The sequence below is a fragment of the Microcoleus sp. SVA1B4 genome (assembly GCF_036700545.1).
Classification (GTDB): domain Bacteria; phylum Cyanobacteriota; class Cyanobacteriia; order Cyanobacteriales; family Microcoleaceae; genus Microcoleus.
The window spans coordinates 19,725-45,635 of the sequence record NZ_JAUBPB010000058.1 but is presented as its reverse complement, the minus strand read 5'-3'; the positions used below and the strand labels follow the sequence as shown (position 1 = coordinate 45,635).

The following is a 25,911-nucleotide window of genomic DNA, read 5'->3' as shown; positions in this document are numbered from 1 at the left end:
GGCGAAGGCTCAAACACCTTCCGCGCCTTCAACCCAACTCAGTCAGAAGAAACCTACTCGATGGTTACAGCCAACCGCTTTTGGTCGCAAATCTTCGGAATTGCCTTCTCCAACAAACGCTGGTTGCACTTCTTCATGCTGTTCGTACCTGTCACAGGCTTGTGGATGAGCTCCATTGGCATTGTCGGTTTAGCATTAAACCTGCGCGCCTATGACTTCGTATCACAAGAATTACGCGCTGCTGAAGATCCTGAGTTTGAAACGTTCTACACTAAGAACATTCTGCTTAACGAAGGCATTCGTGCTTGGATGGCTCCGACAGACCAACCTCACGAAAACTTCATCTTCCCTGAAGAAGTTCTGCCTCGCGGTAACGCACTGTAATCAGCGCGAAATATCAAAAATTCCAACTTTTTAAAAGGGTAAGATAAAGCACTTTAGGCTTTACCCTTAATGCTTAAAAAGCTCCTGCCTGGTGGCGGGAGCTTTTTGTTTGCAGGATTCGATCGAATTAGCGCCCTAAAAAAAGTTGATTTTGTACAAAAACCAACTCTGCCTGTAGCTAGAACAACTCGTGTCTATATATGGTGAACTCTCCATCTGGCAAGAAATCGATCGACCTTTCCCAGCCCCCAGAGTGGCCATGCACCTGATAACCGCACAGCCCGGATTCTGAAGAACAACATATCGGCACATGGCTGAAACTACGATCGCCCGCTTGCTGTAGAGATCGATCAAAGAGCTTGCAGCAGCAGTAAATTCCCCCGATCTTGCAAAAATCTCAATTTGCATCCCCCACTTCTAATTCCTTGTGTTATTCTAATAATTGTGAATACTAGAACGATACTCAGAACGCAAGTTCTTCTGGTCACGCTGGCAATGGCTAGCGCACAAATCATCACCTTAAATCTTGTATTTAGGTGATGTGCGTTCCAATATAAAGCCATTTAGCTAAACCTGGAGGTGATGCCCATGATAGAAAGTAGTAAACGCATGGGTCATCAGATTGGAAACTACCGGCTGTGCGCCGGGGCCGCTCACTAGCAGTCAGCCGTCGTCTCCAACGGGAAACGACTTCCACGGGGAACCAGGCTGAGCTAGGGATTCTCCCGGCAGTCAGGTTCTAATCTGAAGACCCGCTAGACCGCTCTCACCTCAAATAGTGTTAAATCTTAAGTATTAAAACTTGAGACTAAACGCTATTGGTGAGAGCGGATAGTTTTTGGTCAGGGTTTCTAAACGTTGGCAGTTAATCTGCCATTGCTAATCCCAAAGAAAAAAAAATATGGCTGAGCTAATTAATAATACTGAAATTCAAGATCGCGTCAGTCAATTGTCAGGCTGGACAATTGAAGGTAAACAACTGCGCTCTACCCGTTTATTTAAAGATTTTATCGAAGCGATCGCCTTTGTAAATAAGTTGGTCGCCCCCTCAGAAGCCGCAGGACATCACCCCGACATAGAAATCTCCTACAACAAAGTTACAGTTAACTTAACAACCCACGATGCCGGAGGCTTAACTGAGAAAGACTTTGCGCTAGCCCAAGAGATTTCTGCGCTAGATTAAAAGAGTGCCAGTTGACCCAACAAGAGTCCCCGCTAGAGAAAAGCTCGCAAATAAAAAATCGACTTGGGGTTAAAATCGGGTGTGAAAAAGTCGAGAGGCCCAACGTTCAATGTATAACAGGCTATTCCCCATCATCCGACCATGATCGTATTTGAAAAGCCAGAGTTCAAGAACGAGTCTGCTGCAGCCGAAAAAACCGATCTGATAGAAAAGCTTTTAGATATTGGCGCTGCTCTGTCGAGCGCCCAAGATTTGGGCGACTTGTTAAACTTAATTTTATCCAAAAGTAGGGAAATTACCTACAGCGATGCTGGCAGCGTTTACTTAGTAGATCACAGCGACGAAACACCTAAGCTGCTGTTCAAGGTAGCCCAAAACGCTTCTAAACCCAGCCTGTCGTTTAAAGAGTTTGCTCTGCCACTGACAGACAAAAGCTTGGCGGGATACGTGGCAATAACAGGTCAAAGTTTGAACCTGTCTGATGCCTACGACTTACCCCCCGGCGTACCCTATCGGCTAGATAGCAGTTTTGACAGGGATATTGATTACCGCACTTGCTCGGTAATGGTACTGCCGATGCAAAACCGACAGGGGGAGACAATAGGTGTACTGCAACTGATCAACCGCAAAACAAAGCCAGATACGGTGCTGACAGCAGACAATGCCTGGGAATCGACGCAGCAGTATTCCGAGTGGGAAGAAAGGATAGTTCGATCGCTCGCTTCTCAAGCAGCAATCTCGATCGAGCGCAATCAACTCCAAGACAGCATAGAACACTTGTTCGAGGGCTTCGTCAAAGCCTCGGTGCAAGTCATAGAAGCCAGAGACCCCTGTACCTACGGCCATTCAGAACGAGTAGCAGCCCTGACAGTACGCCTGTCAGAAGAAGTAAACACCGTCAGCAGCGGACGACTGCGCTCTATTTACTTTAACAACCGCCAAATTCAAGAACTTCGCTACGCCGCCCTGCTGCACGATTTTGGCAAAATAGGAGTGCCCGAAGCAGTTTTGACCAAACAGAAAAAGCTCTACCCCGCACAGCTAGAAATCATTCGCCACCGCTTTGGCTTAGCTCAACGGACGCTGGAAATGGAATGCGTCCAGTCTAAATATAAATACTTGCTGGAGCATTCAGCCTACCGAAAACACCAGATCCAGGAGCCAGAGTGCGCTCACTGCCAGCAAATCGAACAGCTAGACACTAAGCTAGCAGAGGCGAAAACCAGATTAGCAGAATACTGGGAAGTGCTGCTAGAGGCAAACGAGCCTCACATTTTGGCAGCAGAACCCCTAGCTCAACTGCGAGAGATTTCTCGACAAACTTACAGAGATATCGATGGGGCAAAGAAACCCCTGCTGAACCCAGACGAGATATTGCAACTGATGGTGTCGAGGGGCAACCTGACGCCGGAAGAACGCTCGGCAATAGAATTTCACGTAACTCACACTTACGAGTTTCTGAAACAAATTCCTTGGACAAAAGATTTAAAAAATGTTCCAGACATTGCCTACGGACATCACGAAAAACTCGACGGCACAGGCTATCCGCGAGGTTTAAACAAGTCAGAAATTCCAATTCAAGCACAATTGATGACGATCGCGGATATTTACGACGCCCTGACAGCAGGCGATCGCCCCTACAAGCGAGCTCTGCGAACAGAGGCAGCGATGAAAATTTTGCGGCAAGAAGCAGCTCACAATAAAATCAACGCTGATTTGTTAGAATTGTTCGATCACCGCCAAGTCTTTAGCGTTCTGGGACACAGCTTGGATGTTAAAGTCGAATCAGCCTAGACGAGTCGGGCGTGCTGTGCTAAAAAGTAAATAGGCAATCGGGTGCTGTCTAGTGTCATCCGTCAAATCAATCCACAGCCCAATCATGGCATGGTTTTGACGCCGTTGAGTAAAGGTTTAAAAACAGGCTTTCTGCAGCCGTCAGTCACATCTATATACTCAGTCAGCCCAAAAGAATCAAAAGAAAAAGTGAATTTTAGGTCTCTTTTTAGAGTATGCTAGTTGAGCAACGACTGACCACATAGAAGACTAGAAAAGTTTCTCTGTAATCGGTGTGAGGATGAGAGTGAATATGTCGAAATTTTTGTGGAGTTACTTACTAATCAGCCCAGCAGTCTTAGGAGCTACCCTAGTAGTTTCTTCGAGCGCGATGGCAGCAGACGCTCAGCAGGCTGCTGATGCGCTCAATCCCGCTGCAGCCAAAGCAGAAACCGCTGAAACCTCCGAAGCGAAACTAAATGCTTTAGCTGCTGTTTCCGAAACAACTGCAGAAACCGCTGAAACCTCCGAAGCGAAACTAAATGCTTTAGCTGCTGTTTCCGAAACAACTGCAGCCTCCGAGCCAGTAGAAGAAATTTCCCAAGTCGCTGGCAGCGAAACCCAGGCAGCGATGGCAGATTTGGCCACGCCTACAACTGAAAGTGCGATCGTCGGAGCCAACACAGCCCCTGCTGAGGTAGAACCCCAAGCGGCATCACAACCTACAAGTGAATCTTTAGCCGCAGTTGAGCAAACAGTAGCTCAACCAGTAGAAAATTCTGCCCCGGCAGCCCAACTAGAAATTCCAGCCCCGGCAGCTACCGCTCTCCCAGAGCAAATCGGTGCAGTTCAATTAGAAACTCCAGCCCCGGCAGTGGCAGAGTCGGCAGAACAAAGTTTGCCACAACCGGCTGAATCTTTAGCTCAAACTGTCGCACCACAAGAGCAAAACCCAGCCGCCACATTAGAACAGCTCAACGAGTACAGCAGCGAAGGTGCTGCCGGGGGCGAAACTCAAGGTCAAGTTACCTCTGTTTCCCAACTCTCCGACGTGCGGCCCACAGACTGGGCATTCCAAGCACTGCAATCCCTAGTCGAGCGCTACGGCTGTATTGCCGGTTATCCCGACGGAACTTTCCGCGGCAACCGGGCCATGACTCGCTACGAATTCGCAGCCGGTTTAAATGCTTGCTTAGACAAGGTAAGCGAGCTAATTAGAGGTGGCACTGGCAACTTCGCTACGAGAGATGACTTGGCAGCCCTCCAACGGCTCCAAGAAGAATTTGCAGCGGAACTGGCAACCCTGCGCGGTCGCGTCGATGCTTTGGAATCTCGGACAGCCGAACTCGAAGCCAACCAATTCTCCACCACTACAAAGCTGACTGGGGAAGCAATTTTTGCTCTCAGCGACGACTTTAGTAGCGACGTTAGCGTTTTTGGCAGAGACGGCGAAAGAATCGGCAGCAACAATAACGAAGCTGTCTTCCAACAACGGGTGCGTCTCAATTTAAACACTAGCTTCACCGGCAGAGACTTGCTGCTGACCAGGCTTCAAGTCGGCAACGGTCAAAGATTTAACCTTGGGGCTACCAGCGAAGGCACTCAAACTTGGAATTTTGTCGGCAGAACCGACAACGTTGTTGCCCTCGACACCTTGCTGTACAAGTTCCCCGTCGGTCAGCGACTGAACGTTAGCCTGATAGCTAACGCTGGCGTTTGGGACGACATTATGCCGACTGTCAACCCTTATTTTGAAGACTTTGACGGCGGTAACGGGTCATTGAGCACCTTTGGGCAGCGGAACCCGATTTATCGTTTGGGCGGTGGCGCAGGTATCGGCTTTGACTATGCCTTCGGTGGCAGGGGCTTGCTGGGCGGCGTGTTCGGCCCGACTTCTCTGTCCTTCGGTTATTTGGCGTCAAATGCAGCCAGTCCGGCTAGGGGTGCAGGCTTGACGAACGGCGACTACGCGGCGATGGGTCAGTTGACTTTTACCCCCGGACGCAACTTGCAAGTTGCATTCAACTACAACCACGGTTACTTTAGCAGAGGTAACTTTGGGTTTGACAATGCTTTATCGAATGGGCCAGGCAGTCTCGGCGGTTTCACCGGTACCGGCGTGGCTAATTCTCTCAACGGTTTGAGCGAAGGCTTTGACGGCTTCAATGCTCGCAAAGTTGTCAGCAACTCCTACGGTGCTCAGGCTTCGTTGCGGCTGAGCCCGAGGTTTATCCTTGGTGGCTGGGCTGGTTTAACCAATGCCCGCATTATCGGCATCGGCGATGCGAGAATCTGGAACTACGCTGTTACCTTGGCTTTGCCTGATTTAGGGAAAGAAGGCAACTTGCTAGGGTTCGTGGTAGGTCGTGAGCCTTACTTGGATAAACTTGAAGCTGCAAGCAGTTTGCGGAGCTTCCGCAACGATGATTCCTATCACGTTGAAGGGTTCTACAAGTTTCAGCTCTCGGACAACATTTCTGTTACTCCGGGCGTGATTTGGGTGACAAATCCTAATCAAGATGACCGTAATGATGACATCATCATTGGTACTCTGAGAACTACTTTCACGTTCTAAGAGCGGGTTAGAGGAGGCAGGGAGGTTATAACATAACCTCTCTGCTGGCCACTCTAAAGGCCAAGTTTAGCCCTGCCTAGCGCAGGGCTTTTTTGTTTGCGGCCGGAAGGGGGCGCCAAGAATATATTAAAAATTAAAAATTATCAGTCATAGAGGCAGACAACCAGGTTTCTTGAGGTAAGGCTGTGGTGGAAGCGGAGGGAGCCAAAACGAGAAACTGGGTTTGTTGGGTTCAGATTGCCGATCGCGTTCCAACGATCAAGTGATGAAAGTCGATTAAGTTCAGTGGAAAACCGGGGTATAATAAAAAGTAAAGTTAGGAGTTAGAATTTGGAACTCAACATTGAGGAGAATTTTAAAATCTGACTTCGGAGTTGATAATTCTGGTATTGGAAGCAATTATGGTAGAACTCTCCTGTAAAAGCGAATACGCAATCTTAGCTTTGCTGGAGCTTGCCGATTGCTACGATGAAGGCGAGCCTCTGCAAATTCGCCAGATAGCGGCTCAGCAAAATATTCCCGATCGATATTTAGAGCAGTTGCTGGCTACCATGAGACGCTGCGGGCTGATTCGTAGCCAGCGAGGAGCTAAGGGAGGTTATATCTTGGCGAGGGAACCGTGGAAAATTACACTCCTAGAAATTATCAACTGTCTCGAAGGCTCAGAGTTCGATCGCTCTGAAAAAGACTCGCCCGCTCAAACTGTAGAAAGTGCGGTGATTTGGGAAGTTTGGCAAGAAGCTCGATCGATTGCCAACTCAGTTTTGCAAAAATATACGCTACAGGATCTGTGCGAAAAGCGCAATGGCAGACGGCAGCTCGATATCATGTATTACATCTAGTTAAAATATTGCCAACTAGGAATTAACATTTACTTTCAACCACAAACTGACAAAGATTATGCGTATTGCTGGCGACATTACAGAATTGGTAGGGCGGACGCCCTTGGTGCAACTCAACCGCATTCCCCAAGCCGAGGGCTGCGTGGCTCGGATTGTGGTAAAACTCGAAGGCATGAATCCGGCAGCATCGGTGAAAGACCGGATCGGTGTGAATATGGTCAATCAAGCCGAGGCCGAAGGGCTGATTGCTCCGGGAAAAACGGTTTTGGTAGAACCGACTTCTGGCAATACCGGAATTGCTTTAGCAATGGTGGCGGCGGCTAAGGGCTACCAGTTGATTTTGACCATGCCGGATACGATGAGCACGGAACGCCGATCGATGTTGCGCGCTTACGGGGCCCAACTAGAACTGACTCCCGGAATTGAGGGCATGAGCGGCTGCATCCGTCGCGCTCAAGAGATTGTGGACAAAACTCCCAATGCCTATATGTTGCAGCAGTTTCGGAATCCAGCGAACCCCCAGGTTCACCGTTCGACAACGGCTGAGGAAATTTGGGAAGATACAGACGGCGAAGTGGATTTCCTGATTTCTGGGGTTGGGACTGGCGGTACGATTACGGGTATCTCGGAGGTGATTAAGTCCCGGAAACCCGAGTTTAAGGCGATCGCAGTTGAGCCGGCCAACAGTCAGATACTGTCGGGCGGAAAGCCTGGGCCTCACAAAATTCAAGGTATCGGTGCTGGTTTTGTGCCGCCGGTGCTGAATGTGGATTCGATCGACGAAATTATAGTTGTTACCGATGACGAGGCGATCGCCTATGGCCGTCGATTAGCCAGAGAAGAAGGACTTTTGTCGGGTATTTCCAGCGGTGCGGCACTATGTGCGGCGGTGAAAGTCGGCAAGCGTCCCGAAAATGCAGGGAAATTGATTGTGATGATTCAGCCTAGCTTCGGCGAACGCTATCTCAGCACTCCTTTGTTCCAAGATCCCGAACTCAATCTGGCGATGGCCCTTAACTAGGCTAGCCTCCGGCCCAAGTCGCAGAAATAGAGAGCAGGGCGTAGACTGTACGCTCTGCTTGGCTTTTGAGTAGATTAAAGAATGGCGATAGATTGTAGCTTTCTCGATCGCGAATGATATCGTTTCCGGTTGCATCGGAATGATTTAACCGCAGAGGGCGCTCCAGAACGCAGAGGGAGAGAATACAGAGATGAATACAGGACGATGCTACTGGATTTGATATGATGCCGAATTTCTGAAGGAGCTTTTTTTTGAACTAACCGCTTTCGGCGTGTTAGCGAAGCGGGCGCTGAGCGCTTTTGTGGCGAAGGAAGAGCAAAGAAAAGAAGGGCTAACTGTTGGCGGGAGCAGCGCTATAGGAGTCCTCAATGTCGATCGATTTGCCCCCTCAAAAGCCTCAATGTTTTTCTAAAATAGATTTATGATAAGTTGAAAACTGAGGTTTTTTACTGACAATTTTTGACATTTATATCAGATAAATACTTAAAAATTTAGCAAAAAATGATATTTTTGTCAAGCACTTTTTACCCGATTATCTAGATTTCAAGGAAATAACAGCGTGTCTTCCGTTATCAATCACTACAAAACCCTAAAAATTAGCCCAACCGCAACACAAGCCGAGATTAAACAAGCATACCGCCGTTTAGTCAAATTATTTCATCCAGACAGCCGCAGCGACATAGCGGGTCACGAAGAGATTGTCCGCCTCAATGCAGCCTATGAAATATTAGGAGACCCCCAGCACAGACAATCTTACGATCGCCAACTTTCCGAGCAAACCGAACAGCAATCACCCAGCGCACCAAACGTCAGCCGCCAGCAAAAACAAACAGCAAGGGAGGCGGATGAACTAATGGAACAGTGGCTGATTAAAGTATACAAACCCGTCAATAGAATGCTGAACAGCATCTTGAAACCACTTAAAAAGGAAATAGACGAATTGTCAGCAGATCCGTTTGATGACGAACTGATAGAAAAGTTTCAACTTTATATCGAAACCAGCCGCGAGTTTCTCAAAAAAGCTCATAACTTTTTTACATCCATGCCTAATCCATCTAATGTAGCCGGAGTTGCGGCCCATCTCTACTACTGTATCAATCAAGTCGGAGACGGCATAGAAGAATTGTATTTATTTACCCTCAATTATGACGATCGCCACTTGCACACCGGTCAAGAACTGTTTAGAATTGCCGCTAGACTGCGGCGGGAAGCGCAGGAGGAATTAAAAATTAAAGTTTAATAAAAGCAGATTGTTCCCTCTTCCCTCTTCCTTCTTCCTTCTATCCTTTACATCCGTTACATCCGTTACAAAATCCGTTGCCGAACTTCCCTCTTCCTTCTTCCTTCTATCCTTTACATCCCGTACATTGCTCGTTGCCGAACTTCCCTCTTTCAAATTCCAAAAAGAACTTGAATGCGCTTGCGAATTTTAATAAAAGGAGTTTGTCCCAGAGAGTCGCCATCCAACAATCCCAAGTCTCTCAAAGCTTGCTGGCGTTCCGACAATTTTTGAGCAATCTGATCGGCTAAATTGGGTTGTTCTCTTAAAAGTTTTTGCAAATCGTGACGTTCCACCACAAACAAAATTGCATCTTCGCTAGTTTTAACAGTCGCCGTTCTCGGAGTACCCAACAGCAAAGATATTTCCCCAAAAAACTCGCCCTCATGAAGCGTAGCAATATACTGACCTGCTTTTTGAGAAAGAACTTCTACAGTACCCGAAAGAATAATATAAAAAGAATCGCCAGGGTCATTTTCCTTACATACAACCTGTCCCGCTGGAAACAGTTGTCGGTAGCCATATTCAATTAACTGCCGCAGTTCTAAATCCGTACACTGTTCAAAATAAGTTACTCGCCGCAACAAATCTCGCAGCGTCCAATTATTAGGGGATTTAGGTACGGAATTTTTAGGTTCAGAAAGTGTGGAATTAGATTTTAAATCTGCTGAATATTTGGTATTATGCGGAAATACTTTGCCGTTGGAATTCTCGTCTTTGTTATTGTGAAAAAAATGAGTTAACTCTTGCGGATTTCGCAGCCACAAATCCCGCTGTGGAAAAGGGATTTCGATATTTCGGTGGCGAAACTCGTAATCTATTAAAAAATTTACTGCACTTTTAATAGCATCGCTTTCCTGTGGCTGGTCAATCCAAACTAAAAGTTCAAAATTTAAAGCGTTATCTCCAAAACCGCGAAACCATACTTTAGGAGAAGGATGGGACAAGACATTCGATTCCATCCGCGCCGCAATTAATAGTGCTTCCGTAACTATTACTGGGTCAGATCCGTAAGCAACGCCGACGGGGATGTGGAGGCGACATCTGGGGTCTCTGTAACTCCAGTTAATAATGTTAGTTTCGACAAATTTAATATTTGGTATAATCACAAATAGTCCGTCAATTGTTTTGATAATTGTAGAGCGGATTGAAATAGTTTCTACTGTTCCTAATAAATTGTCTATTTCAATAAAATCTCCGACTCTAATTTGGTGTTCAAATAGCAGGGTGAGACCGCTGATAAAGTTGCTGGCTAGATTTTGCAAGCCGAAGCCGAAACCAATACCGACAACCCCAGCTAAGACGGTGAGAGAAGTGAGGTTGAGGCCGGCACCTTGCAGGACAAATATACAGCCAAGGGTTGCTAAAATATAGCTAATTATAGTGGAAATTGCTTCTCGACTGCCGCGATCCAATCCCATCCGAACTAGCAAACTGCGCTTGATTCCTTCACTAATAATCTTAGCTATAATCAAGGCAAATATAGCTAAGATTATGAGTTTGACGATCGCACTGATGGACAGATGAGTGTCCCCGATATAGAAGAGTGGGGTTGTCATCGCACCCGAAAAATGTTCAAAAAAGCGATCGGCTCGTGCAGTAATCGAATTCATTAATATTGGGTAATGGGTAATTGGTGATTAGTTTTGAGCGCAACTGAACCGCAAACTGCTAACTATTGCAGAGCTTAGGCGAAAAACTCCAACTGTGGAGTGTCCTGTGTGGCAAAAAGGTCGATTCCCTACCCTTCGGGAACGCTTCGCGAACCGGATATATCCGCACGCGCGTACTTTCTCAAATGCTCGTAACTGATGAGTTAGCAAATGATGGCGAAAAACTATTTTGTAGCGGTATTTTCGGCCGGATATCTGTGTTGTGGCGTAAAATGGGCCCGGCGGCTCGATCGACGACTTGTTGCCAATATTTGGAAAATTGGTAGAAATTCATTTACAGCACCCTCTAATAATCGAAAAATTCCAGCAAAAATTAGTTTATCCTTAAGAAGCGAGTCCTTTACAGAACTTAACAAACTTACCCTACTTGACTTTTATGCAGTGCATCATCAATCGTCGGGCACAGTTTTCGGCTAGTCACCGGTACTGGCTGCCGGAGTTAAGCGAAGCCGAGAACTTTGAACGGTTTGGCCCAACTGCTCGCGCACCGGGACACGGACACAATTACGTCCTTTACGTTTCCATGATAGGAAAACTCGACGAGTACGGCATGGTGCTCAACCTGTCTGATGTCAAGCACGTCATCAAACGGGAAGTTACCAAGGATCTCGATTTTTCCTTTCTCAACGAAGCGTGGCCGGAATTTGAGCAGACTCTGCCAACTACTGAAAACATAGCACGGCAAATTTGGCTGCGGCTAGCCCCTCATTTACCTCTGAGCAAAATTCAATTGTTTGAACATCCCGAACTTTGGGCTGAATATTTAGGAAACGGAATGGAAGCTTATTTAACTTTGTCCACTCATTTTAGCGCGGCCCATCGGTTGGCTCGTCCCGATTTGAGCTTTGAAGAAAACTCGGAAATTTACGGCAAATGTGCTCGTCCCAACGGTCACGGTCACAATTATCATTTAGAGGTGACTGTTAAAGGGGAAATTGATGCGCGGACTGGCATGATTGCTGATTTGGGAGCTTTGCAAAAAGCCATTGACGATTATGTTGTTGAACCTTTCGATCACACTTTTTTAAATAAGGATATTGCTTATTTTGAGAATGTTGTGCCGACTGCGGAGAATATTGCTGTTCGGATCGGGCAATTATTGCGATCGCCCGTTCGGGAATTGGGCGCCGAGTTGCACAAAATTAAGCTGATTGAAAGTCCGAATAATAGCTGTGAAATTTACGGTGCTGATTTAGAAGAAGTGGCGGCACAAAGTCAGCAGCCGGAAGCGATTTTAGCTAAGGTTTAGATTTAAAAATCGCATCGTTTGGGGCGGGTTCACCCGGATCTTTGGCTAATTGTGCAGATTGGTGAAGCCCGCCCTACCAGCCTAATGATGATTCCGAGAGTTTTTCAACCGGATTAGGCGCGAGAATATATTTTTGGACAAAAGTTCCACAGCCAGAATTATTGGCACTTTTCCTGAAAAGTCAGGCTGCGCGCGTATTTTGGAGATAGTAAGTCAGCATTCCTCTAGTCAGCTATTCTAACTGCTGAGAGTATGAGGTCGATCGCCCGATCGCTGACAACCAAGCACCAATTTCTCCTAAATGTAAATGAGTTGACGTTTATGCGCGTCTCTAATCTAGCTCTCTTGACTCTGGCTGCCCTCGCATCCCACAATTTAACTGCTAATACTAGCGCCAATCCTGCTGCACATCCTATTTCTCCTGAGACACCGCAGGCTAGCAACTTTGTTGATGCCGTAAATAATACTGAATCGCGTCCGGCTGAGTCAATTAGCGAGCCTGAGACGATCGCCCACGAACAATTTTCCCCAAATATTACTGTATCCCGTCGGGCTGAGTCAATTAGCGAGCCTGAGACGATCGCTCACGAACAATTTTCTCCGCGAATTGCTGTAAAATCGCCGACAGGTTTGCTCGTAGCTGCCACTCAACCGGATGTATCTGCTAGTGCAAAAACCAAGGCGAATCCTCCGGCTGCATCCGACGATGAACTAACAAAATCTTTACAAGAAACCTGGCTAGCTAAATTAATCGAAACCGGGGCTGAAAGCAATCCTCAAGTTCGCGAGGTTTTCGCTTTTATCTCCCCGTCTAGTGGCAGTGCTGAATCTGGATATAGTTTTAATAGTACCATAACTCTGCTCAATATTTTACTAATTCTTGGTACTGTATTTCCACCGGTGACAATTGCATTTTTTTGGATGATGCGACGGCTGATAATCAAACAGTTGGTGGCTGATGCCAATAAACGATTGCAGGGTATTGGTGTATTGGAATCAGAACTCATAAATTCTAGCCAATTGAATCAAAAGTTGAGGGATGAATTAGCCGCGCAAATGGGTGCAGCTAAACAATCCATTGATTTTTTAACTAGAGAAACTGAACTTTCCAAATCTTCGGTGGAGCAAATTGAGACTCTCAAATCTCAATTTATTATGCACCTGCAAGTTTTGCTGAGAGAAGTTGACGATAAAAAATCTCAAATTGTTCAAGAAATTGCCCAAGTTCCCGCAGTTGTTGCCAAAGAAGCTCTCAAAATCGCACATCAACCGGCTTTAAACAATTCCCAAAATTCGCAAACAGCGCCGGCTAGCAATGAAAATTTGATTGCTGACGATTATATCAAGCAAGCCGAAGGGCTTTATTTTCAAGGCAATTATGATGAAGCATTAGTCTGTTTGGAAAAAGCTGTTTTAGCGAATAAATTTTTGCATGAGGCTTGGTATTGGCGCGGAAATGTGTTAATAAAATTGCAGCGCCCGGAAGAAGCACTCGCCTGTTACGACCAATCAATATCTATTAAACCGGATAACTACGAAGCATGGTATAATAAAGCGCATTTGCTAGCAAAATTGCAGAAGTACGAAGAGGCGATCGCCTGTTACGAGCGAGCAAGTTTGAGCGAATCCAGAAAATACGCTTGTTGGCACAGCATAGGGGCTTTGTTGGGTCAATTGCAGCATTACGAAGAAGCGATCGCCAGTTACGATCGCGCCCTGGCTATCAAAGCAACCGACAGCGAAATTTGGCACAACCGAGGCGCGATGTTGGCCAAAGTACAGCAGTACGCAGCCGCAGTTGATTCTTACGATCGCGCTCTTGAACTCAATCCCAACAGATACGAAACTTGGTACAATCGAGGCAATATGCTGTGGAGACTACTCCGCTACAGCGATGCTATTGATTCTTACGATCGGGCGATCGGCATCCGGCCAGACAAATACGAAGTTTGGTACAATAGAGCGGCTGTGCTCGGAAAATTGCAACGATATCAAGAATCGATCGAATCCTACGACAAAGCAATCGCCCTTAAACCGCAGGATTTTGAAGTGTGGCACAACCGAGGCGTAGCTTTCGAGAAACTGTCGCAGCACGAAGCAGCAATTGCCTCTTACGAATCAGCAATTACCCTTAATTCCGAGTGTTACGAAGCTTGGTTTGGCAAAGGCGAATCTTTGGCAAAATTGCAGCGCCCTGAAGAAGCGATCGCAGCTTATGAGAAAGCAATTGCTATTAAGCCAGACTCCTACGATGCTTGGCACCACTTGGGCACAGCTTTGTCAGCATTAAAGCGCTATGAGGAAGCAATGGCAGCTTACGATCGAGCTATTGCCATCAAACCTGACAATGCGGAAGCTTGGCGCGATCGAGGCGCAATTGTATCGGAATTAAAACAGGATACACACGGAAATGAATCGGGTGAAAAAGAGACTTAAATAGTCCTGGACGCACGGGTGGTCAGAAACCGGGTTTTTTGCGAAAATACTGCATCCCGACCTTTAAAACTGGTAAAAACCCGGTTTTTTTGGTATTTATGCGTCCACGACTATTAAATTCAGTCCCAATCCGGTTGTTCAAAATTTATAGGTGCATCCCTCCCGTTGTTGACGAGTATTTAACGAGACTTGATAGCGGGCCTTTAAATGCTTTTTGTCTAAGGATTCTTATCTAAATTTTTCCTCTTTTTTCCGCTCTGTTTGGGGCGTTTTTTTTTATGGTAAATTTAGGTAAGCTGCAAACAAGGAGAATAGTTATATGTCTGTTCAGCTTCAAAAACGGTTATTTACAGTAAAAGAATATCATTTGATGACTGAGGCGGGTATTCTCTCAGAGGGCGATCGGGTAGAACTTATAGAAGGAGAGATTGTTAAAATGGCTGCAATTGGTACTCGTCATGCAAGTTCTGTTAAGCGTCTCACCAGGCGCTTCAGCCTCATTCCAGAAGATCGGGCCACTCTGGGTGTCCAAGACCCTATCCAGTTGACTGAGCGCACTGAACCTCAACCGGATGTTGTATTGCTGCAATCTCGTGCTGATTACTACGCCACAGCCCATCCAGTATCGTCTGAAGTTTTGCTGTTAGTTGAGGTTTCAGATAGTACGGTTGATTATGATAGAGATGTGAAAGGATCGATTTACGCGCGATCGCTCATTCAGGAAGTTTGGCTGGTAGATTTAGTTGAAAATTGTTTGGAAGTCTACCGTCAGCCCGGCCCGAACGGTTATAGTTTAATGCTCAAGTTTTGGCGCGGTCAACAAGTTGCGCCGCTGGCTTTTCCCGAATTTGAAGTGAATGTTGATTTTATATTGGGTTAATAAAAAATTTTTCTATTATTAAATTTTACCAATTTAGGGGGCGACTTGAATTCGGCAAATTTCGCTGCTTCGTTCTACTATAATAAGTTTAATTCCTCAAATCAGCGCAAGTTTTATGACTATTGCCAAATCATTTGAATTGGAAGTCACCCATCTCCCAGATCACACTGAATTACCAGAGTCGGACGGTACTTTTGTGAAAAACTTTCAAGAACTTCCTCAAAGCATTATTCTCACTGATTCACTCCGACCAATTTTGCAACGACTTCATCCAGACGGACGCTATCGTATCGGTCAAGATTGTGGGATTTATTGGCGTTTAACTGACCCACTAGAACGCGGTGCCGAAGCGCCCGATTGGTTTTATGTGCCGAATGTTCCCCCACTATTAAATGGTGAGGTGCGACGTTCTTATGTATTGTGGAAAGAATACGTTGCACCGCTGATTGTTTTGGAATTTGTGTCGGGGAACGGTGCAGAAGAGCGAGATAGAACGCCGCCACCAGAACCCGGTCAAGCAGAAGAACAAAAGGTGGGAAAATTTTGGGTTTACGAACAGGCGATTCGCGTGCCTTACTACGGCATTTATGAAGTGAAAAAAGCTGCTGTAGAAATGTATCATTTAGAAGACAATTGCTATCAGCGCATGAGTGTAAATGAGCGCGGTCGCTATCCAATTCCTCAGCTTGGAGTTGAGTTGGGAATTTGGCAAGGTGAATATGATGAGATGAATTTACCTTGGTTGCGTTGGTGGGATAGTGAAGGGAATTTGCTGTTAATTGGAGAGGAACGTGCGGCAGAAGAACACCTGCGGGCCCAACGAGAAAGCCTTCGCGCGCAACAAGAAAGCCTTCGGGCGGAGGAAGAAAAACAACGCGCCGATCGCCTAGCAGCAAAATTGCGCGAAATGGGGATTAATCCTGATGAGGTGTGATGGTTTTTAGATTGTTAAATGGGGTACAATCCCACTTTTTAAACAGCACAAATATCAGAAGCCCCAAAAGGGCGATCGCTCCCCTCATCTATATCCCAATATTAAGATTTCCTTAGTTGCTGCCGTGGCGCACAGAAATCGGTGATACAATCAACAGCTTAGCTAGGGGTGCCCGAATATCCGGGCTGAGAAAACACCCTTAGAACCTGAGTCTGGGTAATACCAGCGGAGGGAAGCTGTTTATCAAGGAAATTAAATATGCGTACCGAATGGATCGCTAAGCGTCAGGGCCAAAGCAATGTATCTCAAATGCACTACGCCCGCCAAGGTGTAATTACTGAGGAAATGCACTTTGTTGCTAAGCGAGAGAATCTCCCGCCAGAACTTATCCGCGCCGAAGTAGCGCGGGGACGGATGATTATTCCCGCTAATATCAATCACCCGAATTTGGAACCGATGGCGATCGGTATTGCGTCTAAATGCAAAGTCAATGCTAATATCGGTGCATCTCCCAACTCTTCCAATATGGAAGAAGAAGTTGACAAGCTTAAACTAGCAGTGAAATACGGCGCTGATACCGTGATGGACTTGTCCACCGGTGGCGGCAACTTGGATGAAATCCGCACTACGATTATCAAAGCTTCACCAGTGCCGATCGGTACTGTACCCATTTACCAAGCACTAGAAAGCGTTCATGGTAATATGGAAAGTCTGACCCCCAATGACTTTCTTCACATCATTGACAAACACGCTCAACAAGGTGTTGATTACCAAACAATTCACGCCGGAATTCTGATCGAGCATTTGCCGTTGGTAAAAAATCGGCTGACTGGAATCGTCTCTCGCGGCGGCGGCATTTTGGCGCGGTGGATGCTGCATCACCACAAACAAAATCCCCTCTACACTCACTTTAACGACATCATTGAAATCTTCAAAAAATATGATGTTTCGTTTAGTTTGGGAGATTCTCTGCGTCCCGGTTGCACTCACGATGCTTCTGACGAGGCTCAATTAGCTGAACTCAAAACTTTGGGACAATTAACTCGCAAAGCTTGGGAACATGATGTGCAGGTAATGGTGGAAGGCCCAGGCCACGTTCCGATGGATCAAATTGAGTTTAATGTCAAGAAACAAATGGAGGAATGTTCCGAAGCACCCTTCTATGTTTTAGGGCCGTTGGTGACAGATATTGCGCCTGGATACGACCACATTACCTCAGCAATTGGGGCAGCGATGGCTGGTTGGTACGGTACTGCAATGCTGTGTTACGTGACGCCGAAGGAACACTTAGGATTGCCGAATGCTGAGGATGTCCGAAACGGGCTGATTGCTTACAAAATCGCGGCTCACGCTGCAGATATTGCACGGGGCCGTCCGGGTGCGCGCGATCGCGATGATGAACTCTCGAAAGCGCGTTACAATTTCGATTGGAACCGTCAATTTGAGCTGTCATTAGATCCAGAACGGGCAAAGGAATATCACGACGAAACTTTGCCGGCAGATATTTACAAAACTGCTGAATTCTGTTCAATGTGCGGGCCTAAGTTCTGTCCGATGCAGACTAAGGTTGATGCCGATGCTTTGACGGAATTAGAGAAGTTTTTGGCTAAGGAACCTGTCGCCCAAAGCTAATTGGATTAATTTGTAGGGTGGGCATTGTCCACCTTACTTAATCGTAAAGCTGTTTCGTTTCTTGTGGGGCGGGCATCCAGCCCGCCCAAAATTAGCGTGCTGAGGGCGCACCTTACTTAAGGTTATATAGCAATCCTAAATCATTTGTGAATTTCTTACTCCCTCCCCTTGGTAAGGGGAGGGTTGGGGTGGGGTAAAAAATTTACGACTCCTGCAAGGATTTCTATATTAAAAGGAGTTTCCGAAAAGGAGAATTGCTATGTTCCCTTGCAGGTACTTTTTTGTTACCAAGGAATCCAGAATTTTATCGAGATTGGGATGAGCCAAAAAAGTAGCTATTTGCTGTTTAGTTAATAGCTTGCCATCTGCGTCATGCCCAAATTATTTATTTCGCCTTTTCAAGATAAAACTCTTCATCAACTCAATTTCGTATAAACTCCACTCGCCTCGCAAACCCAGTGCCCAAGAATGAATCGAATTGCCACCGCGATAGTCAATTAGCGGCCTACCCTGTACTGGTAAACTAACTGAGCGTCGGGATTGATTTCGCTGCTTAATACGAATTCTGTTTCCAGATTCAAGGAACCAGCGGCGGATTCAAACGCTAATCTAATGCCGTCTCTTCCTGAGAATAAGCCAATAAAACGGATTTTTTTCAGGGCCATTAAGTTGGCGGTAAAAACTCATATTTTGTACTATTTTTTAAGGGAGGCAGAGCCTCTATATCTTCATTACCAGGCAGAGCCTGGTAACGAGAAACGAGAAATTTTCAATTCGTAGGGTGCGTTAACGCCGTGTAACGCACCGCCAGCCTCATGCACCATTTTAGCTAAGTAAAAGATTTACCTGGAGATGTTAGCTCGCGCTGTCTGTTGGCACGTTGAAAGAATGCGGCGATCGTTTGAGCTAATTGCGCGAATAGAATGCAGATTTGTTAGCTGAGTATTGATTTCAACTGTTTGAACTTTTCCGGCTGAGATTGCCTTCCCGTACAGTGTATTTCCCTGAATTTTACCAGTGAAGCACGCAAAATCCGATCGCGGCGCGTAGATTGCACCAACGACGCGATCGTCCTGGCGTTGAAACACGATATAGTTTTGAAGAAGTTGGTTTGGCTGTGGCGAATCTCCGTACAGGTAAATACCATCTGGCAAAGCAGCAACATTAGTCTTCGATGGATTTTGTTGTGCTTGAATCGGTTGTGGCTGAATGCCAACACCAATTAGTGTCAGAGGAAAAATAAAGGCTGTTGCCAGTAGTTTCCATTTCTCTTTAATAGATGCAGGTAAAATCATTACTGCTTCTCCTTGCGTCGTCATCTAACATATTAAAACAATCTTCTCTAGTTAATATCTCACTCAGGTTATAATTTCGCTCTGCTAAAATCAGCCGATTGGTATAGATTCTGAACCTGAAAGCTTGCGCTTGTTTAGCACCGAAAACTTTATTTTCCCTTGTCCTCCAAGTGCCTGAGCTGATTTTGATAAAATTAGAGCAGACATAGTTTCTAATCCCACCCCATAAAACACCGATCTAACCTTGATGCCGATGCTTTGGCGGAATTAGATAATTTTTTGGCTAAGGAACCTGTAGCGCAAAGCTAGTTGCTAGGGTGAGCGGAAACACTCCGCCCACCCTTCCCAATTCACCAGGCGCTAACTTTTTGTTTGGTAGAGCACAAAACATTCTGGATAACTTCTAGAGCAACCGCTTTAACTACATTAATACTTACACTATTACCCAGTTGATGATAAGCTTTATCATCATTAGGATGCAGAATAAAACTATCCGAAAAACCTTGTAACCGCGCCGCCTCGCGGGGAGTAATCCTGCGGACTCGGTTATGATAGTATACTCCTAATCTATTAGCATCACTGGCAACAATTGTTACCGAAATTTTCTGCGGATCGAGAAATTTATATACTTCAAAGGAAAAGTTACCGGATACAGGTTTGTATTGATTGTTGTTCCGTTGCAGGTACTTTTTTGTTACCAAGGAATCCAGCATTTCATCGAGATTAGGATGAGCAAAAAAAGTAGCTATTTGCTCTTTAGTTAATAGCTTGCCATCTTGGTCAGATCCAAATTCTTTATTGCGCCTTTTCAATATAAAAAGATTCATTAATTCAATTTCGTCTAAACTGCACTCGCCTCGCAAACCCAGTTCCCAAGAATGAATCGAATTGCCACCGCGATAGTCAATTAGCCGCCTACCGTGCAGTCGGCTGAAATCATTGTTAACTATGTGTTTCAAGGCTTTAACAAATTCTGGCGAACAATCATATTTTGGCTCGGGATTGTCTTCCAAAATATCTGCAACTGTGACAGGTTTACTTAACGGGGAAAATAACGATAGCTGTTGATGACTAGAGGAATGCGAATCTTTTGGGCCTACGTCGGTAATTAGCTTAAATTGGGGCGAAGCATTTAAAATTCCTACTAGGTAAACTCGAACGCGGTTCTGAGGTAAACTAAAGTTAGAGCTGTTGAGCAAAAAATAATCGAAGCTGTAACCTCGGCTTTTGATTTCGCCCTTAATAGTTTCGAGGGTTCTGCCGCCGTCGTGGCTGACAAGCCCCCGCACGTTCTCGAAAATAAATGCTTGAGGTTTAAAGGTATCAATTAACCTTGCAATCTCAAAAAATAGGGTGCCTCTGGTGTCTCCAAATCCCTCTTTCTTGCCAGCATAGGAGAAAGACTGACAAGGAAATCCCGCTAGTAAAATTTCATGTTCAGGGAGTTTGTCAATTAATCGGATGTCGCCTAAAGGTGTGTCGGCAAAGTTTTTCTGGTAAACTAACTGAGCGTCGGGATTGATTTCGCTGCTTAATACGCATTCTGTTTCCAGATTCAAGGAACGAGCGGCGGATTCAAACGCTAATCTCATGCCACCTATTCCTGAGAATAAGTCAATAAAACGGATTTTTTGCATAATAATTTTAGTTAGTTTAAATTTTAACACCCTTTCTTAAGTATAGCATCTCTTTACTCATTGTTAGGGACAAAGTAATCCCTCAAAAACTCGCAAAGTACATTAAGTTCATTGTGGGAAAATGCAACAGTGCAATGACTATACGTACACAAGGTTCTGATTGCATTTTCCCTCTCAAAGTTACCAGCGCCATCAATGACATAAGCCATTTTATAACCTGCCTTTTCAATCTGCTCAAATCTAGCTCTTGCTTGTCCAGCTTTACGTTCAATTACGCTATTTGTTGTTACCTGAAAGCTAATCTCTATTGCAACATACTTATCTTGTTTAGAAAGAACTAAATCAAATGTTGTTAGTCCTTTTTCGCTTTCTTGGTCAGTATGTCTAACGCCGGGTAAATGACCGTTAGGTCTAATAGCTATATCTATAACCCCTAAATTATCTTGTAAGTATTCTTTGACAAAGTTTTGAGCGATTTGACCTAAAGTGTTGGATTGTGACCCAGAGGTGATCCGGCTAACCCAGATATATCGTTGTTTAATAAACTTATTTAATTTATCGGGTTGACCTAAGTAATTACCAATTTCACATTTAGCTAGAACCTCAGCGCTTTTTTCATTCAGTGAACTAGCGCCGAACAAAAGAATTGCTATTAAATCTTTATGTGCCAAAGAGAGAGATTGATTTTGGAGTATTTTTTTACCGTCAATCCCTAGTTTATTATTGGTTAGTTGACCTGATGCTGGTAGAAAAGTGAATTGATAAGAGTAAGTTTGCAGGTTCCAAAGGTAATCTAATCTCTTTAAGGGAAACATAGAATTAAACTGACTATTCACTCTTTTTATCATTTCTCCCCCAAAGTCCGCCAGTACAATTAAATGTTTCAGGAACATATTTGCAGAAAGTGTTGAAGCTTCTACTATTTGAAATAATCCGCTTAACTCCGAAACAGGGACGCTAAGAATAGCAATAAATTGCTCTTGAGTTTCTATCAATTTTGGTATGACACTGAGTTCGGCTTCCTTTTGAGATAAGTCGGAAGGCCAAAACATAGAAGCTAACTCACGGATTTCTTCAACTGTTCTTCTGTAATTTTGAGTTGACATTTTTGGTTTGGTGTGATACTAAGTGCTGTGAGTTTGATGAGATCGCCCCCCCTTCTCGCTATTAAATGTTCGGCGGCCGTTGACGCGATTCTTCTGGGGAGGAGGCTGGCGATCGCACTTGTCCCTATTTTTTGCTAGCCATCCACTTTTGAAGATCATTAATCGTAAAAACTGTTTCAAAGTCCAATCCAACAGATTGATAAAACTCCGCACCACCTTGCTCCCTGTCAATCAGCGACAAAACGCGATCGACTTTATAACCAGCCGCCCGCAGCCTTTCCACCGCCTGCATCGCCGACTTACCCGTCGTCACCACATCCTCCAAAACCGCCACATTCGTCCCCTCTGGCAACAGCGGCCCCTCAATGTACGCCATTGTCCCGTGTCCCTTCGTCTCCTTTCTGACAATTAGCGCCGGAATCGATCGACCTTCCAAAGCCGAAACCACACTCACAGCAGTTACAATCGGGTCAGCACCCAAAGTCAAACCGCCCACAGCTTGCACATCCGACGACAGCATCGACAACAGCAAACGTCCCGTTGCCAAAGCACCTTCAGCGTGCAGCGTCACCGGTTTGCAGTTAATGTAATAAGAACTTTTCTGCCCTGAAGACAGCACAAAATCGCCTTCGCGATAGGCAAACTCGCACAGCAAATCTAGAAGTCGATCGCGCAACACCTTTAAATCCGCAGCATCCATAACTCACACCCTATAAAAAACACAAATAATCCGCCGATAATCAGTTTATCAAAAAATTGGGTTGAAAATCCCGTCTTTCGCTTGACCGAAGGCATCCAGGATAAAAGCCCCCGGATTCATTCCAACGCGCCAACTCAGGACCCAGAAATAAAAAACCTGTCTCCGATGAAACTTGCCGAACGTATTTATCCGTGCGGTCAATGCTTCAATTCTAAAATCTAAAATCTAAAATCGATTGACGGCTTTTTGATAGAATACACATGGTTGTAATTCCCAAGGTGGGCGGTTGTGAAGCGGCTTTTAGTCGGCACCCTCGAACCTGAAAGCTTTTTAAAAGCAAAAAGAAGGGTAGCGAAAACCTTGTAAAATAGAGCTGGGGAATCAACGCATTCTCACCCACCAGAAAATCAATAATTTGTTTCAATCAAGTAGGGTGGGGCACACCCGAACTCTAGGTTCGTATCCTAGTACGCTTTTGGAGATAGACCCTCTGGGGTGGTTGTGAGTTAAGCTCGTCAATTGGTGCAATTGCACGGTTGAAAAGTTTAAGGATTGCCGAAAGGACGCAACATTTTAAGGTCAGTCGCTGAATTAAGAATCCCTGTCCTTTAGGTCAGGGAGTGTCAAATTGGAATCGGAATTAATTAAGGAGGCCCAAATATATGAGTCAAAAGTTAAAAAGCCTAAGCGGCGCGTTGATTCTCGCTGTCGCCTCTGCCGCAATGGCATACGTCAAACCAGCTCAAGCACAAACAGAGCGATTTCACCCGATTGCCGACGACTTCAACCGACAATACTTTGAAGCTTCAGGAGACTTTTACCACAACGTCAGCTTGCAAGGTTACTTGGGCGACTATTTAGGCATCGGTTCCCCCAGCGGCGTCGTTGCCTTTCCCGAAAAAGAAATCGAGCGGGATGCCAGTCGCCTCAGCGGCCTTTACCGACGAGTCATGCAGCGACAAGTTTCCAGCGACCCGATTCTCCGCGTCCCAGATGCAGTCAATCCCTTCGATGCCTCAATCATGGCACTCCCTGCTGCTTGCCAGCTAGGACCTCAACCAAGCGGCTGTTTCCCTACTCCCGCCGGACTCCAAGATCAGTTTACACTTCCAAGACAGCAGCAAGATTCACCGACTGATCCAGGGCCCGTTAGAGGACTTTATCAAGTATCGCCCCCTGGTAGAAATTAACTGCCAGTTCGGTATAAGTTTCCGGTTGCATCCTAATTAATATTACCCACAGTCAGGACACGGCAATGCCCCAGGCGTGTCAAATTAAGCTTTTCGTCCGCTAGTCCTCCCGCCTACCCGGCAGTCCGCCAGGGAATGAATTCCACGGGGCTTATAGCGAAAGTCCTCTCAAAGAGGACTGAATAATTCCTTAGTCCTCTGAAGCGAGGACTTCAGCTTTGAGGCAGGGGTTTCAACCCCTGTCGGAATATCGGTTTAACGTGTTTGTTGACACCAATGGGCAATGCCGTTTCCTGCAATTAATCGGGCGATAGTTACATCTCTCGCGAGCGCCATCGATTATTTTGGGGTAGGGAAACGGCAATGCCGTGTCCTCCGTTGCTCAAACTTATGATGAAACAATGCTGCCATCAGGCATGATTGTTCCTTTCAAAATAGCTTCGCCCAAATTAGCTCCCGCCAAGTTCGCTCCTCGGAGATTTGCCCCAGTCAAATTAGCCCCTCTCAAATCAGCTTTGCCAAGGTTTGTCCACCGGAAATCTGCCGCGCTCAACTGTGCAAAACAGAGATTTGCCCGGAAAAGATATGCTGCAGTGAAGTGAGCTTCTGCGAGGTTAGCTTTAGAGAAATTGGCTGCATAGCAATGTGCTTCAATCAATTCGGCTTGAGTCAGATTGGCTTGACTGAGATTAGCACAGTTGAGGTTCGCGCCCATCGCATTAACTCGAAACATCACCGCACCGATTAAATTCGCCTCTCCAAAATCGGTTTGTTGGAGATTGGCACCGCTAATGTCCGCGCCAATTAAATTAGCACCGCTCAAATCAGATCCTCTGAAGTCAGCCGCTTGGAGGTTGGTTCCAGTTAAATTAGCTTTAATTAAATTAGCTTCCAGCAGTTGCGCTCCGGCAAGATTTGCTAAACTAAGATTAGATTCAGCAAGGTTTGCCGCAATTAATTTAGCCTTAAACAAATCTGTTTTAAAAAGGTTCGATCGCCAAAGATACGCACCTCTGAGATTTGCTTCGGCGAGGTTAGCTTCACTGAGATCCGGTTCTATATTTGGGTTGAGATTTCTCCATTCAATCCAACTAACTGCACCTTTTTTTAACAGCGCTAAATGCTGTGTGTTTGCCATAATTGCCTCTCCTTAAACGGCTATTCCTTGCGACCAAAAATTGCTGGATTTTCTCGACCCGTCACGCTTTCCACCGCCGCAATTGCTGCCTGGGAACCTGCTATAATATCTCGTTCTGCGCCGCCGAGGTAAAGCCGTCCGAAACTGCCTACAGCCTGAACCTCTAAGATGTTAATAGATGCGCCTTTTTCTGCTTCATTAGCCGCCAGCGCTGCATAGGCCGCGGGTTCTACTTCCAAGACGTAAAGCGTTTGTCCCGCCAGCAGCAACTGTCCGCGCCGGGTGCGGTTGATTAATTGTGTTTGGTGGGCATCAATATTGCGAATAATTTGACTGGAAATCACTCGTGGTTTGATACATTCTTCTCTGCGGACTCCGATGAATTCTAGAATTGCTTTACCTGCGGCCCGCGTTTCCCCCTGCTGACTCGAGTGTACTTCCAGAAGTCCGTACAAGCGTTCGACTATCTGTACTCCGGGGCGCACGGAGGCAGATTTGAGGGCGACATCGGTAATTCGGTTAATTTCGATACCGGGCGAGATTTCTATCCACAGCGACGCATCCCCTGGCAGCGGCAAGAATCCGGCGGCGACTGTGCCGATGTATGCTGCGTGCTGTGGCTGCAAGTTGTCTAGAAATACGTAGCTGCGTAGCTCTATACCCAAAAGTTTCTATCTCCGTCGATCGACTTCCAACAGTTGTCTGTGCAATATCTGAGTTTACCTTTTTTTGTAAACAACACCTTGTCTATTGTCGGGACTGCCGGAGTGCGTCATAACCGAGTGAGGTGCCAGACCCCCTATTTCTAGTACCGGAGTGCCTCCGCGAGCAATATTTCATTTTGTGTGCCTGCTAAAAATTTGATATCAATCTGTAGTTATAGGTGGAACATAACCATCTTTACTGCTAGAGGTGGATTTAACTTTAAAAGCCAATCGATATAGTTTTGATAGTTAAAGATTTTAGCCAACAGAGAGCATTTGA

General features: G+C 45.8%; 21 protein-coding genes, 1 pseudogene and 1 riboswitch. Of the genes and pseudogenes, 14 read left to right on the top strand and 8 right to left on the bottom strand.

Features of this window, described 5'->3' with window-relative positions:
- From QT987_RS22485 to QT987_RS22455, 7 genes and pseudogenes are all read left to right on the top strand, one after another.
- Nucleotides 1-384, top strand: a pseudogene (locus QT987_RS22485) (photosystem II D2 protein (photosystem q(a) protein)); the annotation flags it as partial.
- A gap of 901 nt (nucleotides 385-1,285) precedes the next feature.
- Nucleotides 1,286-1,567 (top strand): 4a-hydroxytetrahydrobiopterin dehydratase, encoded by a 282-nt coding sequence (locus QT987_RS22480; protein ID WP_333055205.1) that lies wholly within the window; start codon nucleotides 1,286-1,288, stop codon nucleotides 1,565-1,567.
- 141 nt (nucleotides 1,568-1,708) lie between these two features.
- Entirely contained in the window at nucleotides 1,709-3,361 is a 1,653-nt protein-coding gene (locus QT987_RS22475; RefSeq protein WP_333244553.1) for an HD domain-containing phosphohydrolase, read from the top strand.
- Nucleotides 3,362-3,653: 292 nt separating this feature from the next.
- Nucleotides 3,654-5,915 carry an iron uptake porin gene (locus tag QT987_RS22470; protein ID WP_333244550.1) on the top strand — a complete coding sequence of 754 codons (2,262 nt, stop codon included), beginning with the start codon at nucleotides 3,654-3,656 and terminating at the stop codon, nucleotides 5,913-5,915.
- A 401-nt stretch (nucleotides 5,916-6,316) separates the two neighbouring features.
- The gene (locus QT987_RS22465) at nucleotides 6,317-6,757 is read left to right on the top strand and encodes an RrF2 family transcriptional regulator (RefSeq protein WP_015176708.1); all 441 of its coding nucleotides are present in this window, start codon (nucleotides 6,317-6,319) and stop codon (nucleotides 6,755-6,757) included.
- Nucleotides 6,758-6,815: 58 nt separating this feature from the next.
- Nucleotides 6,816-7,778 (top strand): cysteine synthase A, encoded by a 963-nt coding sequence (gene cysK / locus QT987_RS22460; protein WP_333244546.1) that lies wholly within the window; start codon nucleotides 6,816-6,818, stop codon nucleotides 7,776-7,778.
- Nucleotides 7,779-8,337: 559 nt separating this feature from the next.
- The gene (locus QT987_RS22455; RefSeq protein WP_333244543.1) at nucleotides 8,338-9,018 is read left to right on the top strand and encodes a J domain-containing protein; all 681 of its coding nucleotides are present in this window, start codon (nucleotides 8,338-8,340) and stop codon (nucleotides 9,016-9,018) included.
- A gap of 152 nt (nucleotides 9,019-9,170) precedes the next feature.
- Here QT987_RS22455 and QT987_RS22450 read toward each other — a convergent pair whose 3' ends face one another.
- Nucleotides 9,171-10,670, bottom strand: a complete 1,500-nt coding sequence (locus QT987_RS22450; RefSeq protein ID WP_333244540.1) for a cyclic nucleotide-binding domain-containing protein — start codon at nucleotides 10,668-10,670, stop codon at nucleotides 9,171-9,173.
- A 65-nt stretch (nucleotides 10,671-10,735) separates the two neighbouring features.
- Between QT987_RS22450 and QT987_RS22445 the strand changes: the two genes are divergently transcribed.
- The 6 genes from QT987_RS22445 to thiC all read left to right on the top strand — a co-directional run bounded on the left by QT987_RS22445 (nucleotide 10,736) and on the right by thiC (nucleotide 17,861).
- A complete protein-coding gene (locus QT987_RS22445; RefSeq protein WP_333244536.1) occupies nucleotides 10,736-10,996 on the top strand; it encodes a hypothetical protein in 261 nt (86 codons plus the stop codon).
- A gap of 110 nt (nucleotides 10,997-11,106) precedes the next feature.
- Nucleotides 11,107-11,979: a 6-carboxytetrahydropterin synthase gene (locus QT987_RS22440; protein WP_333244533.1), complete on the top strand. Its 873-nt coding sequence runs from the start codon at nucleotides 11,107-11,109 to the stop codon at nucleotides 11,977-11,979.
- Nucleotides 11,980-12,231: 252 nt separating this feature from the next.
- Complete coding sequence (locus tag QT987_RS22435; RefSeq protein ID WP_333244530.1) at nucleotides 12,232-14,415, top strand: tetratricopeptide repeat protein; 2,184 nt, start codon at nucleotides 12,232-12,234, stop codon at nucleotides 14,413-14,415.
- A 319-nt stretch (nucleotides 14,416-14,734) separates the two neighbouring features.
- Complete coding sequence (locus tag QT987_RS22430; protein ID WP_333244527.1) at nucleotides 14,735-15,295, top strand: Uma2 family endonuclease; 561 nt, start codon at nucleotides 14,735-14,737, stop codon at nucleotides 15,293-15,295.
- A 115-nt stretch (nucleotides 15,296-15,410) separates the two neighbouring features.
- Nucleotides 15,411-16,229 (top strand): Uma2 family endonuclease, encoded by an 819-nt coding sequence (locus tag QT987_RS22425; protein WP_333244524.1) that lies wholly within the window; start codon nucleotides 15,411-15,413, stop codon nucleotides 16,227-16,229.
- A 154-nt stretch (nucleotides 16,230-16,383) separates the two neighbouring features.
- Nucleotides 16,384-16,480: riboswitch (TPP riboswitch) on the top strand.
- A 7-nt stretch (nucleotides 16,481-16,487) separates the two neighbouring features.
- Nucleotides 16,488-17,861 (top strand): phosphomethylpyrimidine synthase ThiC, encoded by a 1,374-nt coding sequence (gene thiC / locus QT987_RS22420; RefSeq protein WP_190741580.1) that lies wholly within the window; start codon nucleotides 16,488-16,490, stop codon nucleotides 17,859-17,861.
- 497 nt (nucleotides 17,862-18,358) lie between these two features.
- On the opposite strand, the gene QT987_RS22415 is transcribed toward thiC, so the two are convergent.
- The 5 genes from QT987_RS22415 to pyrE all read right to left on the bottom strand — a co-directional run bounded on the left by QT987_RS22415 (nucleotide 18,359) and on the right by pyrE (nucleotide 22,599).
- Nucleotides 18,359-18,526: a DNA cytosine methyltransferase gene (locus QT987_RS22415; protein ID WP_333244522.1), complete on the bottom strand. Its 168-nt coding sequence runs from the start codon at nucleotides 18,524-18,526 to the stop codon at nucleotides 18,359-18,361.
- A 177-nt stretch (nucleotides 18,527-18,703) separates the two neighbouring features.
- Nucleotides 18,704-19,180, bottom strand: a complete 477-nt coding sequence (locus QT987_RS22410) for a hypothetical protein (protein ID WP_333244519.1) — start codon at nucleotides 19,178-19,180, stop codon at nucleotides 18,704-18,706.
- Nucleotides 19,181-19,506: 326 nt separating this feature from the next.
- Nucleotides 19,507-20,793: a DNA (cytosine-5-)-methyltransferase gene (gene dcm / locus QT987_RS22405; RefSeq protein ID WP_333244516.1), complete on the bottom strand. Its 1,287-nt coding sequence runs from the start codon at nucleotides 20,791-20,793 to the stop codon at nucleotides 19,507-19,509.
- 53 nt (nucleotides 20,794-20,846) lie between these two features.
- Complete coding sequence (locus QT987_RS22400) at nucleotides 20,847-21,899, bottom strand: restriction endonuclease (RefSeq protein ID WP_333244513.1); 1,053 nt, start codon at nucleotides 21,897-21,899, stop codon at nucleotides 20,847-20,849.
- Nucleotides 21,900-22,023: 124 nt separating this feature from the next.
- The gene (pyrE, locus tag QT987_RS22395) at nucleotides 22,024-22,599 is read right to left on the bottom strand and encodes an orotate phosphoribosyltransferase (protein WP_333244510.1); all 576 of its coding nucleotides are present in this window, start codon (nucleotides 22,597-22,599) and stop codon (nucleotides 22,024-22,026) included.
- A 662-nt stretch (nucleotides 22,600-23,261) separates the two neighbouring features.
- Between pyrE and QT987_RS22390 the strand changes: the two genes are divergently transcribed.
- Nucleotides 23,262-23,789 (top strand): hypothetical protein, encoded by a 528-nt coding sequence (locus tag QT987_RS22390; RefSeq protein ID WP_333244507.1) that lies wholly within the window; start codon nucleotides 23,262-23,264, stop codon nucleotides 23,787-23,789.
- Nucleotides 23,790-24,177: 388 nt separating this feature from the next.
- Here QT987_RS22390 and QT987_RS22385 read toward each other — a convergent pair whose 3' ends face one another.
- Together QT987_RS22385 and QT987_RS22380 are read right to left on the bottom strand one after the other, a co-directional pair.
- Entirely contained in the window at nucleotides 24,178-24,927 is a 750-nt protein-coding gene (locus tag QT987_RS22385; protein WP_333244505.1) for a pentapeptide repeat-containing protein, read from the bottom strand.
- A gap of 20 nt (nucleotides 24,928-24,947) precedes the next feature.
- The gene (locus tag QT987_RS22380) at nucleotides 24,948-25,592 is read right to left on the bottom strand and encodes a hypothetical protein (protein WP_333084286.1); all 645 of its coding nucleotides are present in this window, start codon (nucleotides 25,590-25,592) and stop codon (nucleotides 24,948-24,950) included.
- Nucleotides 25,593-25,911: the final 319 nt, after the last annotated feature.

Excerpts from the sequence above, each read along its gene's own strand:
- QT987_RS22475 (WP_333244553.1), top strand. The coding sequence starts at position 1,709 with ATGATCGTATTTGAAAAGCCAGAGTTCAAGAACGAGTCTGCTGCAGCC.
- QT987_RS22385 (WP_333244505.1), bottom strand. The coding sequence starts at position 24,927 with ATGGCAAACACACAGCATTTAGCGCTGTTAAAAAAAGGTGCAGTTAGT.
- QT987_RS22410 (WP_333244519.1), bottom strand. The coding sequence starts at position 19,180 with ATGACGACGCAAGGAGAAGCAGTAATGATTTTACCTGCATCTATTAAA.
- QT987_RS22400 (WP_333244513.1), bottom strand. The coding sequence starts at position 21,899 with ATGTCAACTCAAAATTACAGAAGAACAGTTGAAGAAATCCGTGAGTTA.
- dcm (WP_333244516.1), bottom strand. The coding sequence starts at position 20,793 with ATGCAAAAAATCCGTTTTATTGACTTATTCTCAGGAATAGGTGGCATG.
- pyrE (WP_333244510.1), bottom strand. The coding sequence starts at position 22,599 with ATGGATGCTGCGGATTTAAAGGTGTTGCGCGATCGACTTCTAGATTTG.
- QT987_RS22430 (WP_333244527.1), top strand. The coding sequence starts at position 14,735 with ATGTCTGTTCAGCTTCAAAAACGGTTATTTACAGTAAAAGAATATCAT.
- QT987_RS22415 (WP_333244522.1), bottom strand. The coding sequence starts at position 18,526 with ATGGCCCTGAAAAAAATCCGTTTTATTGGCTTATTCTCAGGAAGAGAC.
- QT987_RS22390 (WP_333244507.1), top strand. The coding sequence starts at position 23,262 with ATGAGTCAAAAGTTAAAAAGCCTAAGCGGCGCGTTGATTCTCGCTGTC.
- QT987_RS22435 (WP_333244530.1), top strand. The coding sequence starts at position 12,232 with ATGAGGTCGATCGCCCGATCGCTGACAACCAAGCACCAATTTCTCCTA.
- thiC (WP_190741580.1), top strand. The coding sequence starts at position 16,488 with ATGCGTACCGAATGGATCGCTAAGCGTCAGGGCCAAAGCAATGTATCT.
- QT987_RS22480 (WP_333055205.1), top strand. The coding sequence starts at position 1,286 with ATGGCTGAGCTAATTAATAATACTGAAATTCAAGATCGCGTCAGTCAA.
- QT987_RS22450 (WP_333244540.1), bottom strand. The coding sequence starts at position 10,670 with ATGAATTCGATTACTGCACGAGCCGATCGCTTTTTTGAACATTTTTCG.
- QT987_RS22465 (WP_015176708.1), top strand. The coding sequence starts at position 6,317 with ATGGTAGAACTCTCCTGTAAAAGCGAATACGCAATCTTAGCTTTGCTG.
- QT987_RS22440 (WP_333244533.1), top strand. The coding sequence starts at position 11,107 with ATGCAGTGCATCATCAATCGTCGGGCACAGTTTTCGGCTAGTCACCGG.
- QT987_RS22425 (WP_333244524.1), top strand. The coding sequence starts at position 15,411 with ATGACTATTGCCAAATCATTTGAATTGGAAGTCACCCATCTCCCAGAT.
- cysK (WP_333244546.1), top strand. The coding sequence starts at position 6,816 with ATGCGTATTGCTGGCGACATTACAGAATTGGTAGGGCGGACGCCCTTG.
- QT987_RS22470 (WP_333244550.1), top strand. The coding sequence starts at position 3,654 with ATGTCGAAATTTTTGTGGAGTTACTTACTAATCAGCCCAGCAGTCTTA.